This window comes from Mycobacterium sp., from assembly GCF_035653355.1.
Taxonomy (GTDB): domain Bacteria; phylum Actinomycetota; class Actinomycetes; order Mycobacteriales; family Mycobacteriaceae; genus Mycobacterium.
This window is the reverse complement of record NZ_DASRBZ010000603.1, coordinates 1-3,170: the sequence shown is the minus strand read 5'-3', so window position 1 is coordinate 3,170 and position 3,170 is coordinate 1. Positions and strand designations below refer to the sequence as shown.

General features: G+C 63.6%; 4 protein-coding genes. All 4 read right to left on the bottom strand.

Annotated elements, in window-relative coordinates; translation table 11 throughout:
- Positions 1-528 (bottom strand): MlaD family protein (locus VFA16_RS20990; RefSeq protein ID WP_324969681.1); only part of this gene is annotated, 528 nt, incomplete at its 3' end.
- Positions 529-536: 8 nt separating this feature from the next.
- A complete protein-coding gene (locus tag VFA16_RS20985) occupies positions 537-1,379 on the bottom strand; it encodes an ABC transporter permease (RefSeq protein ID WP_324969680.1) in 843 nt (280 codons plus the stop codon).
- 56 nt (positions 1,380-1,435) lie between these two features.
- Entirely contained in the window at positions 1,436-2,200 is a 765-nt protein-coding gene (locus tag VFA16_RS20980; protein ID WP_324969679.1) for an ABC transporter permease, read from the bottom strand.
- A 261-nt stretch (positions 2,201-2,461) separates the two neighbouring features.
- Positions 2,462-3,170 (bottom strand): 3-oxoacyl-ACP reductase (locus tag VFA16_RS20975; RefSeq protein WP_324969678.1); only part of this gene is annotated, 709 nt, incomplete at its 5' end.

Genomic DNA, 3,170 nt, shown 5'->3' with positions numbered 1-3,170 from the left:
GTCGTTTCCGTGACCCCGAAGACCTTCGGCCAGCGCGCTGAGTGTCCCGTTCAATTCGACCGGATCGATCTTGTGTAACACGTCGATCAGCGACTGGAACAACGTGTTGACTTCCACCGCAACCGCCGAAGCTTGCATGTGCGCGCCCGGACGCAGCGATATGCGTGACGGCGATGCCGGTGGAATGAATTCGACCGACTTGGCGCCGAATATCGTGTTGCTGGCGATGTGCACCGTCGCGTTGGCCGGAAGGTAGTGCAAGTCGTTGCTGTTGATGGCCAGCGTCAGCTGCGCTTGATCACCGGAGTAGGCGATGTTTTTGACCTTGCCGATCTGGATCCCGCGGTACTTGACCTTGCTGTCGCGCTCCATGACCAGCCCGGCGCGCGGCGCAGTCACGAAAACCGCGTCGGTCGGCGAAAACGCCGCAGTGTAAGACAGATAGGTCAGCAGCACAAAGCCCGCCAAGGCTGCGGCGAGTACCGCCGCTGCCAGCCTGATCTGAGTGCGTCTCCCCACCTGTGTCACCCGTCCCGTTATCCGGAGAGGTTGAAGTTACCCGACGCGCCGTAGACCGCCAGCGAGATGAACAAGGTAATGACCACCACTACGATCAGCGACGTACGCACGGCCTGGCCGACCGCCAGGCCGACGCCGACCGGGCCACCGGATGCGTTGTAGCCGTAGTACGTGTGCACCAACATCACCGCAATCGACATCACGATGGCCTGCAGAAATGACCACAGCAGATCCGTCGGATTGAGAAACGTGTTGAAGTAGTGGTCGTACAGGCCTGACGACTGGCCGTTGATGAAGATCGTGATGAATCGTGCCGCGAAAAACGAAGCCAGCACCGCCAGCGAATACAGCGGGACGACCGTGACCAACCCGGCGACCAACCGAGTGGACACCAGGTAGGAGACCGAGTGCACGGCAATGGTTTCGAGTGCGTCGATTTCCTCGGCCACCCGCATCGCGCCGAGCTGTGCGGTGGCGCCGGCGCCGATGGTGGCCGCCAGCGCGATACCGGCGATCACCGGCGCGACGATGCGAACGTTGAGGAACGCCGAGAGAAACCCGGTCAGCGCCTCAATGCCGATGTTGCCCAGCGACGCGTAGCCCTGAACCGCGATGACACCGCCGGAGGCCAGGGTCATGAACGCGGCCACCCCGACCGTTCCGCCGATGAGCAGCAGAGCGCCAGTACCCAGCGTCATTTCCGCGACCAGCCGCATCGTCTCCTTGCGGTAGCGAGTGACGGCGTTGGGGACATAGCGCACGGTTTCGCCGTAGAACAGCGCCTGCTCGCCGAAGTTGTCGACCGGTCCGGCGAACCGAGAAAAGAAGCGGCGGAAGCGCAGCGTGGCGTCATAGCTCATGTGCGCCGCTCCTCCTCATCACTGCGCTCTGCATCGTCGCGGCGCGGTTCATCGTTTCATCGCGCCAGCACTCGGACGCCGATCGCGGTCATAACGACGTTGATCACGAACAAGCAGATGAACGCGTAGACCACTGTCTCGTTGACGGCATTACCCACGCCCTTGGGACCCCCCTTGACCGTCAGCCCGCGATAGCAGCCAACCAGCCCGGCGACGACCCCGAACAACAGCGCCTTGACTTCCGAGAGCACCAGCTCGCCGAGGTGAGTCAGCACCGTCAACCCGTTGACGAAGGCGCCCGGGTTGACACCCTGCAACAGCACTGAAAACACGTAGCCGCCGCTGATGCCGATCGCTGAGACCAGCCCGTTGAGCAACAGCGCGACGAATGTGGACGCGAGCACCCGGGGCACCACCAGGCGCTGAATCGGGTCGATGCCCAGTACCCGCATGGCGTCGATTTCCTCGCGAATGGTGCGGGCGCCGAGATCGGCGCAGATGGCCGTGGCGCCGGCGCCCGCCACTACCAGCACAGTGACGACAGGACCCAGCTGGGTGATGGTGCCGAACGCGGTGCCGGCCCCGGAAAGGTCGGCCGCGCCGAGTTCGCGCAGCAGGATGTTGAGGGTGAATGCCACCAAAACGGTGAACGGGATGGCGACCAGCAGCGTCGGGACCAGCGACACGCTGGCGATCATCCACGTTTCATCGAGAAACTCCCGGAACTGAAAGGGCCGGCGGAACGTCGCGCGGAAGGTTTCCAGCGACATTTCGACGAATCCGCCCACGGCCCGGGCTGGAACCGCGAGCTGTTCGATCAACCTGGGTTCCCTTCTCGGGTGAGGTCTCTGCAACGTGGGGCGTAGCCTCCACGTCCCCCTTCGCGCTCCGCTCTACAGCCCTACAACCGGACGCTGCTCCGCGTGAGCCGGATCATAGTAACTAGAACAGGTTCGGGTGTCAAAGATCGCCGAAATTAGACAGATGTGAGTACTTTGTCGAGGTCAGAGGCGTTGTGACCCAGGTCATTCAGTAACGTGTTCTAGCCCGCTAAGAACGATAAGTTTATCTCGGTTCCGGGATCAGGACTCCATCAGGCCGGTCGCCGCAAAGTTGCGCTCAGGGTCGCGCTCAGCAAAGTAGTCGTGCAGCGTCGCACTGAGCTTGTCGGGGTCCCAGGCCGGCGCTTCGGACGAGAACTGACCCTCCACGGTGGGCGCTGCCACCAGCGTCACGCGCGGGCCGTAGACAATGAAAAGCTGGCCGTTGACCGCTTCGGCAGCCGGGGAGGCCAGGAAGCGGACCAGGGTGACCACATGCTCGGGCGAAAGCGGATCGATCTCGCCGCTCTCGGGTGCCTCGCCGAACACGTCAGCCGTCATCGCGGTCCGGGCCCGCGGGCAGATCACGTTAGCGCATACCCCGTAGCGGCCCAACGCCCGCGCCGCCGACAGTGTCAGCGCAGTAATGCCCGCCTTCGCCGCCGCATAGTTGGCCTGTCCTACCGGGCCGACCAGCCCGGCCTCCGACGAGGTGTTGATGATCCGGCCGTAGACCGAGCCACCGGATTCCTTCGCCTTGGACCGCCAGTACGTAGCTGCATTGCGGGTGAGCAGGAAGTGGCCGCGCAGATGCACGGCGATGACGGCGTCCCACTCCTCGTCGGACATGTTGAACAGCATCCTGTCCCGGGTGATCCCGGCATTGTTGACCACAATGCTCAAGCCGCCCAGCCCGTCGGCGCAGGTGACGAGCTCGTCGGCGGTGGCGCGCTGACTGATGTCGCCGGGA